The sequence below is a fragment of the Sphingomonas sp. P4_G3 genome, from assembly GCF_056401105.1.
On record NZ_JBFUJZ010000004.1, the window covers coordinates 260,857 to 273,676 of the forward strand.

Here is a 12,820-nt window from a genome sequence, read left to right on the forward strand (position 1 = left end):
ATGGCGCGCGGCAAGTTCCTCTCGATCGAGGGCGGCGAGGGCGCGGGCAAGTCGACCCAGGTCCGCCGCCTCGCCGACGAACTGCGCGCGCGAGGCCTCGACGTCATCGTCACGCGCGAGCCGGGCGGCAGCGAAGGCGGGGAAGCGATCCGCGAGTTGCTGATGCAGGGCGAGGTCAAGCGCTGGAGCTCACATACCGAGGCGTTGCTGTTCGCAGCGGCGCGCGCCGACCATGTCGAAAAGGTAATCCAGCCGGCGCTCGGTATCGGCACCTGGGTGATCAGCGATCGCTTCATCGATTCGTCGCGCGCTTATCAGGGCGTGGCAGGCGGCATCGACGATGCGGCGGTGCTCGCGCTCCATGCCTTCGGATCGCGCGGACTATTGCCCGATCGCACGCTGGTGCTCGAGGTTCCGCCGGAGATCGGTGCGGAGCGCGCCGCGGCGCGCGACGGGGCGGCAGCCGATCGCTTCGCCGCGCGCGAACGGGCTTTCCACGACGATGTCGCGGCGGCGTTCCGGCGCTTCGCGGCGGCAGAACCAGATCGCGTGCGCTTGATCGACGCGGGGGGCGACGTGGACACGGTAGCGGCCGACGTGATCGAGGCGATCGCCGACCTGCTGCCATGACGCCACTCTATGGTAACCTTGCGGCGCGGCAGGCTTTTTCCGCCGCGATCGATGGCGGATCGCTGCATCACGGCTGGATCTTCGCCGGCCCCGAAGGCGTCGGCAAAGCAAGGTTCGCGATGCTCGCCGCGCGCCGGCTTCTGGCCGGACCTGGGCAGCCAGACGATTTCGAGATTCCGCCCGGCGATCGCACGCAGCAACTGATCGATGCCGGATCGCATCCCGATCTCAAGCTGCTGCAACGATTGCCACGCGACGAGAAGAAGCCGGAACAGGGATTGGCGCGGTCGATCCGCGTCGACCAGGTCCGCGAACTCGACCATTTTCTCGGCGTGAAGGCGACCTATTCGGATCGTCGCGTGGTGGTGATCGATACCGCCGACGATCTCGAACGGCCCGGCGCATCGAACGCCTTGCTCAAGAATCTCGAGGAACCGCCCGCCGGTACGGTGTTCCTGCTGGTAAGCCACGCGCCGGGTCGCTTGCTGCCGACGATCCGCTCGCGCTGCCGAATGCTTCGGTTTGAGGCGCTAGACGATGCGGAAATGCGTGCCGCGCTGGTCGATGCCGGTGTCGCGTCGAACGAGATCGACGAGCTGATTCGGGTGGGGCAGGGGTCGCCGGCACGCGCTTTGGCGATGGCCGGCCTCGACATTTCCGGGCTGGACAAGGCGCTGGAGGAGCTGGCGCAGGGGGACGCCAGTAATGCCGTCCGCGCCGAACTTGCTCGCGCGCTGTCGCTCAAGGCGGCGCAGGAACGTTATGAAGCGTTTCTCGAGCGGGCTCCGAGCTTCATCGCAGCGGCGGCCCGTACGCGCTCGGGTGAAGCGCTGCGGACCGCGCTCGATGCGCACGATGCGGCACGCAATCTTTCGGCAAGTGCGCTTGGTCTCTCACTGGACGCGCAAGGGACGGTGTTCGAGATGGCCGGACTCGTCGCTCGGCTGGCGACGCGCTGAGGCTCTCAAACCTTCTTCTTGGGGGAGAAGGTTTAGGGGAGGGAGGTTCCATCCGTGCGGGACCTGCACTAGAGGGCAGGGCATGGCCGAACCCTATTATATCACGACCGCAATCAGCTATCCCAATGGCCGCCCGCATATCGGCCATGCTTATGAAGCGATCGCCGCCGATGCGATCGCGCGCTATCATCGCCAGGCAGGGCGAGACGTCCGCTTTCAGACCGGTACCGACGAGCACGGCCTCAAGATGGTCCAGACCGCGCGCGACCGCGGCGTCGAAACGCGGGCGCTTGCCGACGAGATGTCCGGATATTTCAAGGCGATGGATGATCGTCTTAACATTTCTTATGATCGCTTCATTCGGACCGTCGAAGCCGATCATCACGCCGCCAGCCGGGCGATCTGGGAAGCCATGGCGGCCGCCGGCGATCTGTATCTCGATCGCTATGAGGGCTGGTATTCGGTCCGCGACGAGGCGTTTTACGACGAGAAGGAACTGGTCGAGGGGAAAGGGGGCGAAAAGCTCTCACCACAGGGGACGCCGGTCGAATGGACCGCGGAGGAGACGTGGTTCTTCCGGCTGAGCAAATATCAGCAACCGTTGCTCGACCTCTACACGGCCAATCCGAACTTCATTCAGCCCGACGCTCGGCGCAACGAGATGATCGCCTTCGTGTCGGGCGGACTGTCCGATTTGTCGGTTTCGCGCACCAGCTTCGACTGGGGCGTCAAAGTGCCGGGCAGCGACGGTCATGTCATGTATGTCTGGGTCGACGCGCTGACCAATTATCTGACCGGCATCGGCTACCCGGATCTCGACGGCCCGTTGGGTAAATACTGGCCCGCCGATCTGCATCTGATCGGCAAGGATATCGTGCGATTCCATACCATTTACTGGCCGGCTTTCCTGATGAGCGCGAACATCGCTTTGCCCAAACAGGTATTCGGCCACGGCTTCCTGCTCAATCGCGGGGAGAAGATGTCGAAGAGCGTCGGCAACGTCACCGACCCTATTGAGCTCGCCGACCGGTTCGGGGTCGATCCGCTACGCTATTTCCTGTTGCGCGAAGTCAGCTTCGGCCAGGACGGCAGCTATTCGGAAGAAGCGATCGTCACGCGCTGCAACGCCGACCTCGCCAATAATCTCGGCAATCTCGCGCAACGCGGCCTGTCGATCATCGCCAAGAATTGCGACGGACGCGTGCCCGAACCGGGCAATGCGACAGCGGCCGAGGAAGCGCTGGTCGAGAGCGTGAAAGCGGCCGAGGCCGGCATGCACGCCGCGATGGGCGAGTTGGCGATCCATACCGCGCTGGAGGCGATCTGGTCGGCCGCGCGTGATGCCAACCAATATTTCGCGGATCAGGCGCCATGGAGCGTGCGCAAGACCGATCCCGCGCGCGCCGACACGATCCTTTATTACGCCGCTGAAGCGGTGCGGCGGATCGCGATCATGGCGCGCTGGGCGATCCCGGAAAGCGCTGACAAATTGCTCGATCTGCTGGGGCAGGGCGCGGACCTCCGCAATTTCGACGCGCTCAATCGGCCGATCGAGGCGGGGACCGCCCTGCCGGCACCGAGCGGCGTGTTCCCGCGGCTCGAAATGGCGGTGGACGCGGCATGAGACTCGCCGACAGCCATTGCCACCTCAATTACAAGGGCCTGGCCGAGCACCAGGGCGACGTCCTGCAGCGTGCGCGCGACAGCGGCGTCGTGGCGATGCTCAACATCTCGACGCGCGAGCGCGAATGGGATGACGTCATCGCCGTCGCCGAGCGCGAGCCTGACGTCTGGGCAACGATCGGCGTCCACCCGCATGAGGCCGACCAGCACCCCGATGTCGACACCGCCAAGCTGATCGAGCGGGCGGCGCATCCGCGCGTCGTCGGGATCGGCGAGAGCGGCCTCGATTATTATTATGACCATTCGGATCGCGAGCGCCAGCGCGCCAGTTTTCGCGCGCACATCGCCGCGTGCCGCGAAACCCAATTGCCGCTGGTCGTCCATACCCGCGACGCCGAGGACGATACCGCGCGGATCCTGGCCGAGGAAATGGAGCAGGGGGCCTATCCCGGCGTCATCCATTGCTTTACCGCGAGCGGCGATTTCGCCGACAAGGCCTTGGAACTTGGCTTTTATATCTCCATTTCCGGAATCGTGACGTTCAAGAACGCCAAGGACCTGCAGGAGACGGCAGCGCGGCTGCCGCGCGAGCGCTTGCTGATCGAAACCGACGCGCCGTTCCTCGCCCCCGTGCCGCATCGCGGCAAGACTGGCGAGCCCGCTTTTGTCGCCGATACCTGCCGCTTCCTGGCGCAATTGCGCGGCGAGGACGCCGACGAGCTGGCCGACGTGACGCGCGCCAATTTCCACCGTCTGTTTGCCAAGACGCTGGCGTGAAGGTCCGGGTCCTCGGTTCGGGAACGTCGTCGGGGGTGCCGCGGATCGGCAATGATTGGGGCGCGTGCGATCCCGCCGAGCCCAAAAACCGCCGTCGCCGCGTATCTATTTTGGTCGAAACCGCGACGACGTGCATCCTGGTCGATACCGGGCCCGATTTGCGCGAACAATTGCTGTCGGCGAACGTCGATCGCGTCGATGCGGTCATCTGGACGCACGATCATGCCGATCACACGCACGGCATCGACGATCTGCGCCAGTTGTTCCACGCCGCCGGGCGGCCGGTGCGCGGCCTCGCGCGGCCATCGACGGGCGCGGTCCTGACCGAGCGCTTCGGCTATGTCTTTGCCGGGCGCGACGGCTATCCGTCGACAGTGACGCTCGAAGCGCTGCCCGACCAGCTGACGATCGGCGATGTGTCGATTGCGATCACCGATCAGCCGCACGGCACGATCAGTTCGGCCGGCCTGCGCTTCGAGGCCGACGGTGGCGCGATCGGATATGCTACCGATTTCAATGTCATGACCGACAGCATGCGCAGCCTGTATCAAGATCTCGACCTGTGGATCGTCGACGCATTGCGACGTCATCCGCACCCGAGCCATCCGCATCTGGCCGAAGCGCTCGCCTGGATCGAGGAGCTTTGCCCGAAACGGGCCGCGCTGACACATCTCGATCAATCGATGGACTATGCGACCTTGCTCGCCGAACTCCCGAACGGCGTCGAACCAGCGTATGATGGGCTCGAAGTCGAGGTGGCGCGATGAGCGATATGACCGGAAACGTGATTTTCTACGTGCTGCTGCTCGTGCTGCCGCTATCGGCGCTGTTCGCGCGCCGCATGCCCCTGAGCCGCGTTGCCGTCATGACGCTGGCCTGGATCGGAATCTTCGCCACCGGCCTGGTCGTGGTCGCGATCGTCAATCAGAACCAATGGCTGATCTCCGGCACGCGGACGCTATTCTACGGGCCCGATCAGTCGGTGGTTGGCAGCGAGGTCCGCATTCCGATGGCCGATGACGGTCATTTCTGGGCACGCGCGACGATCAACGGTGTCGAGCGCGTCATGCTGGTCGATAGCGGCGCGACGGTGACCGCGCTGTCCACGACGACCGCCGCGAATGCCAAGATCGATCTCGACGGCATGGCACCGCCAGCGGTCGTGTCGACCGCCAACGGAACGGTGACCGGCAAATCGGCGACGATCGCGACGCTCAAGGTCGGCGGCATCACCGCGACTGACTTGCCGACGATCGTCGCGCCCGAATTCGGCGATCAGGACGTGCTTGGGATGAATTTCCTGTCGCGGCTCAAATCCTGGCGGGTTGAGGGGAAGACGCTGATCCTCACCCCAAACCCCAAGTGAGTTTTACATAATGTATATTATCAATCTTGAAGATGGCCGAGCGGGGGGCTCCCCCCTCGCATGAGCAGCGTCGATATCGAGCGTCTGGTGGCGATCATGGCGCGGCTGCGCGACCCGGTGAGCGGCTGCGAATGGGATAATGTCCAGACCTTCGCGACGATCGCGCCGTACACGATCGAGGAAGCTTATGAAGTCGCCGACGCGATCGAGCGCGCCGACATGGCCGATCTCAAGGACGAACTCGGCGATCTGCTGCTCCAGGTCGTGTTCCACGCGCGCATGGCCGAGGAAGCCGGCGATTTCGCGCTGAACGACGTGGTCGCGGCGATCTGCGACAAGATGGAGCGCCGGCACCCGCATATCTTTGGCGACGCGGCCGAGGGTGGCCACTACCTCTGGGAACAAATCAAGGCCGCGGAGCGGGGGGCCAAGGGCGCCGAAAGCGCGCTCGACGGCGTCGCGATCGGCCTCCCCGCCCTTCTGCGTGCAGAAAAGCTCCAGAAGCGCGCCGCGCGCACCGGTTTCGACTGGCCGGATGCGAGTGGCCCGCGGGCGAAGATCGCCGAGGAACTCGCCGAAGTCGAAACCGCCACCAGCGACGCAGAGCGCGAGGAAGAGGTCGGCGACCTGCTGTTCGCGGTGGTCAATTGGGCGCGCAAGCTCAACATCGATCCGGAAGCAGCGTTGCGGGCCGCCAACGCCAAATTCGAACGCCGTTTCAAAGCGATGGAAGCCGCCGACGAGAGTTTCGCTTCGCTCGATTTGGACAGCAAAGAACGCCTCTGGATCAGCGTTAAAAGCGCGGAATTCAGCTGACACCCCCGAAGATGTCGCGGTGCCGGGCCACATATTCTTGGCTCGGATGAAGCGATCGATCCGAAGGGAGTCGGATCGACTCGCCCGCCGGGGGAAAAAGTTGCTTCAGCTCGGAGGGCACTTTGTTGTCCGAAACCAGGAGCCGATAGTTTTCATCGAGGCTGATCAAATGGCGATCGAATAGCCAATGAGCAGTGGCCGACAGCGCTATGCCATTTTGGACGGTGTCCGGTCCGCCGTGCGCAACTGGCCAGATATGAGCAGCCTGCGCTTCCGCACGCCCTCCCCCATTTACAATTCTCAGACGCGTGACCGCGCACCTGTTGTCGTAGGCATCGAGCACCTGCCGACGAAAACTCGCATCGCGAATTTTCCGATTGATCAGCATTGCTTCGATGCGCCGTTCGGTCGGCGGCTCGCTTAGCTGCCGGGCGGTCTCGTAATCGATTTCCGTGGCATCGAGACCAAGCTTGATGCGGTTTGCAAGACTGAGCGTGTCAGACAGCCCCTGATCCACGATCTCCACAAAGTCCCTTGCCTGCAACTCCCGAACCGACCCGCCCCTTAATGTACGGCCGGCATCCGAGGGCCGATCCAAGTCACGCAAGAATTGCTCGGCAAATCTGCCAGTTGGGTTGCGGTAGGGAATTGGGCGATCGAACTTTAGATATTGTGATATCCGTGCGTAGAAGTGCTTAGGGTCCGAGGGGTCGGGATCAATTCGATCTACAAACCCAACGCCGGTATAGCTCATGCTACCGCCTGCCGCGCGCGTTTCTCGATATACGATCCAATCGCCGACCAATTGCTCCGCGATCTCCTTATACCGGCCACGGTTGGGAAAATGATAGCGACTCGATATTTCGTCGTCGTAGCGCGAATTACCGCTGACCTCGAAGACGCCCTTCACCGATCTATCTCTGGCCGAACCGCTCAAAATCGCGCGGCGCCATTCGCACGTCGTAGGTCGCGCGATCGCCTTCGAGCTCCTGTCCCAACACTTCGCCATGTTGATGCAGCCAGGCAGCGCTCGATCCATCGGCGGCATCGAGCGTGATCGAGTATCGGCGATGCCCGGCGGTCAGCCGAGCGGCGACCTTGAGCTTCAGTTCCTCGACCCCTTCCCCGCTCATTGCCGAGATCGCGACCACGTCATCGCGCCGGCTGGCCTCGAGCAGCGCGTCCTCGCGTTGATCGCCGTCGAGCAGGTCGATCTTGTTCCATGCCTCGAACCGCGGCGTCGTGTCGGCGACGCCGATCTCGCGCAGCACGTCCTCGACATCGGCGCGCTGCGCTTCGGTATCGGGATGCGCGATATCGCGGACATGGATCAGCAGATCGGCCGAGACCACTTCCTCCAACGTCGCCTTGAACGCGGCGACGAGCTGGGTCGGCAGTTCGGAGACGAATCCCACCGTGTCCGACAGGATCGCCTTGTCGATTCCCGGTAACTGGATCTGGCGCAGCGTCGGGTCGAGCGTCGCGAACAGCAGGTTTTCCGCCATGACGTCAGCACCGGTCAATCGATTGAAAAGCGTCGATTTTCCAGCATTGGTATAGCCGACTAGGGCGATCACCGGCCAGGGCGCGCGCTGGCGCCGGTCGCGATGCAGCCCGCGCGTGCGGCTGACCTGGTCGAGTTCCTTGCGCAGCCGCGCCATGCGGTCGCGGATCAAGCGGCGGTCGGCTTCGATCTGGGTTTCGCCTGGGCCGCCGAGAAAGCCGAAGCCGCCGCGCTGACGTTCAAGGTGAGTCCAACTGCGCACCAGCCGGCCCGCCTGATAATCGAGATGCGCTAGCTCGACCTGCAATCGCCCCTCGGCGGTCGCCGCACGTTCGCCGAATATCTCGAGGATTAGCCCGGTGCGGTCGATCACCTTGCACTCGAGCGCGGTTTCCAGGTTACGCTGCTGCACCGGCGTCAGGCCGGCGTCGAACACGACGAGCTGCGCGTCTTCCATCCGGACCTGTGCGGCGAGTTGCTCGACCTGGCCTGAGCCGATCAGCGTCGCGGGCTTGGGCTGGCGGACGCGATAGGCGATCTTTTCCGCCACCTCGACACCAATGGCTGCGGCAAGCCCCGCCGTCTCCGCGAGCCGGGCATCGGCATCGCGGCTGGCATTGCCCTGGTCGGGCAACACGACGATCGCCCGCGCACCGCGGGCGAACTCGTCGCGATCGCGTTCAAATCCTGTGGTCAATCCTCGTCAGAACCGTTTGATTCTTCGGCAAGATTCAGCGGACGCGCCGGCTGAATCGTCGACACGGCATGTTTGTAGACCAATTGTGCCATGCCTTCGCGCTCGAGCAGCATGCAGAACAGGTCGAACGCCGCGATATGTCCCTGAAGCATGACGCCATTGACCAGGAACATGGTCACGCTGTCTTCCGACTTGCGCACCGCGTTGAGGAAGATTTCCTGCAGCAGCGGCGATTTCTTCGAATCCGAGCTGATGGCGTCGGTGATCGCCGCGATGTCGATCGGGTTGGACGGCATGATCGTCGAGATGGCGTGCTTGTAGATCAGCTGCGATTGGCCGTCGCGGCGTAGCAGGACGGAGAAATTGTCGAACCAGGTGACGATGCCCTGGAGCTTCACGCCCTTGACCAGGAACATGGTCACCGGCGTCTTCGATTTGCGAAGAGCGTTCAGGAACAGGTCCTGGAGCGAGGTCTGTTTGTCGGCCATATGGCGATCCTTGGTCTTGGCGGGCCTTGACCCGCATGGCGCCGTTCTCTGGCGTCTGAAGCGCATGCCCACGCGGCACACGCGATCCGTTATATAGGTGAGGCCCTGCCCCTGCGTCCAGCGCGCTTGCGATGCTCACACGGGACACATCACGGGCGTCCGGTTTTGTTTCAGCTGAGCTGAAACAATTGCGGTGCCGGCCCGCTCCCCCACCCGGCCTCCCATATCATACCCTGTTGGGGGGCCGGCACCGTCACATCGAAGCTGAAAACGACTCACCCTATTCGTCGCGGCTGTCGGTGATTCCCAGCAGCTTGAGCTTGCGGTGCAGCGCCGACCGCTCCATCCCGATGAAGGTCGCGGTGCGCGAAATATTGCCCGAAAAACGCCGGATCTGGACCTTGAGATATTCGCGTTCGAACGTCTCGCGCGCTTCGCGCAACGGCGCCCCCATCATCGCCGAGGCACCGGCCCCCTCGCCCGCGCCGCCCAGCACATCGGCCGGCAACAAATCGACGTCGATCCGCCCGATGCGATCTCCCGGAGCCAGGATGATCGTCCGTTCGACCACGTTCCGAAGCTGGCGGACATTGCCCGGCCATTCGTAGCTTTGCAGCGCTACCATGGCGTCATCGGCGACTTCTGGCGTTGGCACGCGGCGTTCGGCGGCATAATGCGCGACGAAATGGTCGACCAGCGCAGGAATGTCCTCTCGGCGATCGGCCAAAGGCGGGATCGTGACCGGCACGACATTGAGCCGGTAATAGAGGTCCTCGCGAAACCGGCCTTCGGCGATTTCGCCCTGGAGGTCGCGTGCGGTCGCCGAGACGACGCGGACGTCGACCTTGACCGTGCGCGTGCCGCCGACCCGGGTGAAGCTCTGATCGGTCAGCACGCGCAGGATCCGGCCCTGCGTCGCGATCGGCATGTCGGCGATCTCGTCGAGGAACAAGGTCCCGCCATGGGCCTGTTCGAGCAGGCCGGTGCGTACCAGGTCGCCCGCTTCCTCGACGCCGAACAATTCCTCTTCGACCCGCTCAGGGATCATCCGCGCCGCGCTGACGACGATGAACGGCCCCTGGGTACGCTGGCTCCAGCTGTGCAGCAGGCGCGCGGCGACTTCCTTGCCGACTCCGGCCGATCCCATGATCAGTACGCGGCTGCCGGTGCCCGCGACACGCTTGAGCGTCGCGCGAACCGCGTTGATCGCGGTCGAGGTGCCGGTAAGATCGGTGTCGCGCCCGGTCGCCGCGCGCAAGGACGCGACTTCCTGGCGCAATTGCTCGGTTTCGGTGGCGCGGCCGACCATCAGCAGCAAGCGATCGGCGTTGAACGGCTTTTCGATGAAATCGACCGCGCCGCGCCGGATCGCGGCGACCGCAGTGTCGATATTGCCATGGCCGGAAATGACGAGCACCGGGATCGAGGCGTCCCGCCGCTTGATTTCCTCGAGCAATTCGAGTCCGTCGAGCCGCGATCCCTGCAGCCAGACGTCGAGCAATACCAGACTCGGCCGGCGCGTGGCGATCGCTTCCAGCGCGGCGTCGCTGTCGGCGGCGGCGCGCGTCTCATAGCCTTCGTCCTGCAGGACGCCGGCTACGAGTTCGCGAATGTCTTGCTCGTCGTCGACGACGAGGATGTCCAGGCTCATGATTTTTGTCCGGTACGGGTAAGCATCGCCAGCGCGCCTTCGCCCTTGCTGGTTTCCGCGGGGTCACGATTGTCTTCGAGCAGGGCGTCGAGTTGGAGGGTGTCGAACACGATCGTCACGACCGTCCCGCCGCCAGGGCGGTCGGCAAAGGCGATCGTGCCGCAATGTTCCTCGATGATCTTCTTGACGATCGCCAGGCCCAGGCCGGTGCCGCGCGCGCGCGTCGTCATATAGGGTTCGACGATGCGATCGCGCTCGAGCGGCAGTCCGATGCCGTTATCGCTGATCGTCGCGGTCATCAGACGCTCGCCATGATCGAGCGTGACGTTGATCTCGCCGGGCGGCGCATCCTCGCCGCGCGCCTCGATCGCCTCGACCGCATTCTTGATGATGTTGGTCAGCGCCTGGCCGATCTGGCGGCGATCGCAGACCAAAGGTGCGGCCTCCGGCGTATCGAGCCGGAAAGTGATATCGGAATGCGCGACTTCGTGCAGGAACACCGCCTGCCGCGTGAGGTCGATCAGCGATTCGGGGTGGAAGACCGGCTTGGGCATGCGCGCGAAGGACGAGAATTCGTCGACCATCCGACGCAGATCGCCGACCTGGCGCACGATCGTGTCGGTCAGCTGGGCGAACACGCCGTCCTTCTCGTCGATCGTCTTGCCATAGCGACGTTGCAGGCGCTCGGCGGCGAGCTGGATCGGGGTCAGCGGGTTCTTGATCTCATGCGCGATACGCCGCGCGACGTCGGACCATGCGGCGCGGCGCTGATCGAGCAATTGCTGCGTGATGTCGTCGAACGTCAGGACGCGGCCGTCCTCATCGGCGGTGATGCGCACCGCCAGCGTCCGCGGCTCGCCGCCCGTGGTCAATTGCACGATCGACTCGCGCGGGCCGCCCTCCAGCAACTCGGCGAGCTCGGGCGCGACGGCGACCAGTTGCGCGCCGACCGCCTCAGCTTCGTCGAGTTTCAGCTGGGCGACCGCGGAGGCGTTGAGCAGCCGGATCGTTCCGCCGCCATCGACCGAGATCACGCCGGCCGAGACGCCCGACATCACCGCCTCGATCAACGCGCGCCGGCTTTCAAGCGCCCCCGTCTGTTCCTGCAGTCTGAAGGTCATGCGGTTGAACGCATTGGCCAATGTGGCGACCTCGTCATCGGTGCGTGGATCGGGAACACGCGCAGTAAGGTCGCCATCGGCGACCCGCCGCGCGGCCGCCACCATTTCGCCAACCGGGCGGACCAGACGATCGGCGACGACCAACGCGATCCACACCGCGATCCCGACGATCAACAGTGCGACGATGAACAAGGCCGCGTTGAATTGCAGCTGTAGCGCACGGGCGCGCGCCTGAAGCGCCCGGAAATCGGCGACAACATCGTCGAACCGCTGCAATTGCCGGTTGGCCCCGCCCCCTTCGGTCACTCGGCCAGCGTAGAGCAATAGGCCGTCGACGCCCGGCACTGGCGCAACGACGCGGATACGATCGCCCTGGACGGTGACGACGCTGCGTTTGTCGCGCTGGACTGACGCTACCGCTACCGGGTCGATCTGCTTTTCGACACTGCCATATTCATCGACTCTGGTTAGGAACTGAATCTGGTTGTTGGCCTCGACCCGGAATAGCGCACCTTCGGACAATTGTCGGTTATAGAGTTGTAATGTTAGATAGTTGGTTAGTGTGTAACCATAAGGATCACGCTTACTGACGACGTTCTGCGGCGTTGCGGTGCGCAGCCATTCGGGGGTCCAATGCGCGGCGATATCATCGGCCGCCTGCAGCGCGTTGGCGTTCCAGTTGGAGAGTGATTGCTCGTAAGATTCCTGCGCCAATGTGGTGGCGTTCTTGAGCACGTTGCTGACGCGGTCGGACAGCCAGAACTCGACGCCATATTGGAACATCACCGAGGCGAAGATAACCGCGAGCACCGTCGGCACGGTGGCGATGGTTGAGAACAATGCGACCAGCCGGACGTGGAGCCGCCCTTCCCCGCCCGTGCCGGATTTCGCCACGCGGCTCTTCGCGATGCGGCGGCCGAGCAGCATGATCAATGCGACGCAGGGGCCGAGATTGACCACCAGCAACAAGGCAACGAGCGGCGGTGTCAGCAAGCGTTGCGGTGCGGCGCCGGCGCGCACGACGAAATAGGTGGCGACGGCGACGGCGATCGCCAGCACGAGCACGGTCAGCTCGAAAGCTGGGGTAATTCGGGGACGCCCGTCCCAGAAACGCCGGGGCGCGGCCGTCATGCTCTCGCCACTCATCGTTGCAGGAATACAACGGTTGCGTGGCAAGGAAAACACATA

The 12,820-nt window shown here is 64.0% G+C and carries 12 protein-coding genes; 7 read left to right on the forward strand and 5 right to left on the reverse strand.

The features are described 5' to 3' along the window. From tmk to mazG, 7 genes are all read left to right on the forward strand, one after another. The gene (gene tmk / locus AC1DQQ_RS13080; RefSeq protein WP_478040905.1) at nt 1-630 is read left to right on the forward strand and encodes a dTMP kinase; all 630 of its coding nucleotides are present in this window, start codon (nt 1-3) and stop codon (nt 628-630) included. Then, nucleotides 627-1,589, forward strand: a complete 963-nt coding sequence (locus tag AC1DQQ_RS13085) for a DNA polymerase III subunit delta' (RefSeq protein ID WP_478045426.1) — start codon at nt 627-629, stop codon at nt 1,587-1,589. The genes tmk and AC1DQQ_RS13085 overlap by 4 nt, the downstream gene beginning before the upstream one ends. An 82-nt stretch (nt 1,590-1,671) precedes the next feature. Further along, nucleotides 1,672-3,213, forward strand: coding sequence for a methionine--tRNA ligase (gene metG / locus AC1DQQ_RS13090; protein ID WP_478045427.1), 1,542 nt, complete (start codon nt 1,672-1,674; stop codon nt 3,211-3,213). After that, complete coding sequence (locus tag AC1DQQ_RS13095; RefSeq protein WP_478045428.1) at nt 3,210-3,989, forward strand: TatD family hydrolase; 780 nt, start codon at nt 3,210-3,212, stop codon at nt 3,987-3,989. Before metG ends, AC1DQQ_RS13095 begins: the two co-directional genes overlap by 4 nt. Further along, nucleotides 3,986-4,756 (forward strand): MBL fold metallo-hydrolase, encoded by a 771-nt coding sequence (locus tag AC1DQQ_RS13100; protein ID WP_478045429.1) that lies wholly within the window; start codon nt 3,986-3,988, stop codon nt 4,754-4,756. The genes AC1DQQ_RS13095 and AC1DQQ_RS13100 overlap by 4 nt, the downstream gene beginning before the upstream one ends. Beyond that, complete coding sequence (locus tag AC1DQQ_RS13105; RefSeq protein WP_478045430.1) at nt 4,753-5,355, forward strand: retropepsin-like aspartic protease family protein; 603 nt, start codon at nt 4,753-4,755, stop codon at nt 5,353-5,355. The genes AC1DQQ_RS13100 and AC1DQQ_RS13105 overlap by 4 nt, the downstream gene beginning before the upstream one ends. Before the next feature lie 60 nt (nt 5,356-5,415). Then, the gene (gene mazG / locus AC1DQQ_RS13110; protein WP_478030131.1) at nt 5,416-6,171 is read left to right on the forward strand and encodes a nucleoside triphosphate pyrophosphohydrolase; all 756 of its coding nucleotides are present in this window, start codon (nt 5,416-5,418) and stop codon (nt 6,169-6,171) included. On the opposite strand, the gene AC1DQQ_RS13115 is transcribed toward mazG, so the two are convergent. The 5 genes from AC1DQQ_RS13115 to AC1DQQ_RS13135 all read right to left on the reverse strand — a co-directional run bounded on the left by AC1DQQ_RS13115 (nt 6,164) and on the right by AC1DQQ_RS13135 (nt 12,763). Further along, a complete protein-coding gene (locus tag AC1DQQ_RS13115) occupies nt 6,164-7,081 on the reverse strand; it encodes an HNH endonuclease (RefSeq protein ID WP_478040912.1) in 918 nt (305 codons plus the stop codon). The two genes, mazG and AC1DQQ_RS13115, sit on opposite strands and share 8 nt — an antisense overlap. Before the next feature lie 4 nt (nt 7,082-7,085). Then, nucleotides 7,086-8,372 (reverse strand): GTPase HflX, encoded by a 1,287-nt coding sequence (gene hflX, locus AC1DQQ_RS13120; RefSeq protein WP_478030133.1) that lies wholly within the window; start codon nt 8,370-8,372, stop codon nt 7,086-7,088. After that, on the reverse strand, nt 8,369-8,926 hold the full coding sequence (hfq, locus tag AC1DQQ_RS13125) for an RNA chaperone Hfq (RefSeq protein WP_478030134.1): 558 nt from the start codon (nt 8,924-8,926) through the stop codon (nt 8,369-8,371). The genes hflX and hfq overlap by 4 nt, the downstream gene beginning before the upstream one ends. A gap of 214 nt (nt 8,927-9,140) precedes the next feature. Continuing rightward, a complete protein-coding gene (ntrX, locus tag AC1DQQ_RS13130) occupies nt 9,141-10,511 on the reverse strand; it encodes a nitrogen assimilation response regulator NtrX (RefSeq protein WP_478040913.1) in 1,371 nt (456 codons plus the stop codon). Beyond that, on the reverse strand, nt 10,508-12,763 hold the full coding sequence (locus AC1DQQ_RS13135; protein ID WP_478040914.1) for a sensor histidine kinase NtrY-like: 2,256 nt from the start codon (nt 12,761-12,763) through the stop codon (nt 10,508-10,510). The genes ntrX and AC1DQQ_RS13135 overlap by 4 nt, the downstream gene beginning before the upstream one ends. Between the last annotated feature and the right edge of the window lie 57 nt (nt 12,764-12,820).

Bases quoted from the DNA above. Each gene is read 5' to 3' on its own strand.
- AC1DQQ_RS13085 (WP_478045426.1), top strand. From the start codon at position 627: ATGACGCCACTCTATGGTAACCTTGCGGCGCGGCAGGCTTTTTCCGCC.
- AC1DQQ_RS13105 (WP_478045430.1), top strand. From the start codon at position 4,753: ATGAGCGATATGACCGGAAACGTGATTTTCTACGTGCTGCTGCTCGTG.
- ntrX (WP_478040913.1), bottom strand. From the start codon at position 10,511: ATGAGCCTGGACATCCTCGTCGTCGACGACGAGCAAGACATTCGCGAA.
- mazG (WP_478030131.1), top strand. From the start codon at position 5,416: ATGAGCAGCGTCGATATCGAGCGTCTGGTGGCGATCATGGCGCGGCTG.
- AC1DQQ_RS13135 (WP_478040914.1), bottom strand. From the start codon at position 12,763: ATGACGGCCGCGCCCCGGCGTTTCTGGGACGGGCGTCCCCGAATTACC.
- tmk (WP_478040905.1), top strand. From the start codon at position 1: ATGGCGCGCGGCAAGTTCCTCTCGATCGAGGGCGGCGAGGGCGCGGGC.
- hfq (WP_478030134.1), bottom strand. From the start codon at position 8,926: ATGCGCTTCAGACGCCAGAGAACGGCGCCATGCGGGTCAAGGCCCGCC.
- AC1DQQ_RS13095 (WP_478045428.1), top strand. From the start codon at position 3,210: ATGAGACTCGCCGACAGCCATTGCCACCTCAATTACAAGGGCCTGGCC.
- metG (WP_478045427.1), top strand. From the start codon at position 1,672: ATGGCCGAACCCTATTATATCACGACCGCAATCAGCTATCCCAATGGC.